This window comes from Bacillus sp. LNXM65 (genome assembly GCF_002998575.1).
Taxonomy (GTDB): domain Bacteria; phylum Bacillota; class Bacilli; order Bacillales; family Bacillaceae; genus Bacillus.
This window is the reverse complement of the sequence record NZ_PVRB01000019.1, coordinates 1-1,024: the sequence shown is the minus strand read 5'-3', so window position 1 is coordinate 1,024 and position 1,024 is coordinate 1. Positions and strand designations below refer to the sequence as shown.

The 1,024-nt window shown below is 39.3% G+C and carries 2 tRNA genes and 1 rRNA gene; all 3 read left to right on the top strand.

Features of this window, described 5'->3' with window-relative positions:
* The first annotated feature begins 139 nt into the window (after nt 1-139).
* The 3 genes from rrf (at nt 140) to C6Y03_RS19010 (ending at nt 982) form a co-directional block, all read left to right on the top strand.
* Nucleotides 140-255, top strand: a 5S ribosomal RNA gene (gene rrf / locus C6Y03_RS19020).
* Nucleotides 256-797: 542 nt separating this feature from the next.
* Nucleotides 798-873, top strand: a tRNA-Val gene (locus tag C6Y03_RS19015).
* A 33-nt stretch (nt 874-906) separates the two neighbouring features.
* Nucleotides 907-982 (top strand) — tRNA-Thr (locus C6Y03_RS19010).
* Nucleotides 983-1,024 lie beyond the last annotated feature (42 nt).

Genomic DNA, 1,024 nt, shown 5'->3' with positions numbered 1-1,024 from the left:
ATCAGGTTGATAGGTCTGAGGTGGAAGCGTGGTGACACGTGGAGCTGACAGATACTAATAGATCGAGGACTTAACCTATATTCTAATGTGAAGCATGAACATTGTTATCTAGTTTTGAGAGAACATTCTCTCCATCAGGTTTGGTGGCGATAGCGAAGAGGTCACACCCGTTCCCATACCGAACACGGAAGTTAAGCTCTTCAGCGCCGATGGTAGTTGGGGGTCTCCCCCTGTGAGAGTAGGACGCCGCCAAGCTTTTCTAAGGATCAGTTCCATACGGAACTGGTCTTTTTGTGTTGCTTGAGAGGATATTTTTTTGATTGCACTTGTTTGATGAACGTGCGGCGCTCCAACTCATTTATAAGTATGTGAGACATTTTAAATCAAAAAGATAGAACGTTCATCATATTATAAATCCTTGTTATGAAAAAACTAGTAGAGAGATAGAGTATTAGATTATAGAAGGGGACTGTATCAATCTTTATAGTTAACTCTATTCTAATATCTATAAAAACTGCACCTAAAGTTTGATTCCAAGGAATACCTATACCATGAAAGCATAAAAATAATAGGCTGCTGATATTTCTGAAGGAATTGACCGTTTTTAAAGAGAATATAGAGAGGAGAACTTCAGTTGATAAACGTTGAATGCCAGTAGTTTGAATGGAGAAAATGACGATCATTTGCTAAAAGAAATACCAATGAAAATTGAAATAAAATTTTTTTAATATAGCCTTTACAAATGATGAAAACCTGTATATAATAATCTTTGTCGGATCGAGAGATTCCTACATAGTGGAGGATTAGCTCAGCTGGGAGAGCATCTGCCTTACAAGCAGAGGGTCGGCGGTTCGAGCCCGTCATCCTCCACCATATTTATTCTTACATAATGTTAGAATAGATAAAGCCGGTGTAGCTCAACTGGTAGAGCAACTGACTTGTAATCAGTAGGTTGGGGGTTCAAGTCCTCTTGCCGGCACCACTTTCATATGGTAAGATAGACAAGTCGCTTTTAAAGAGAGCC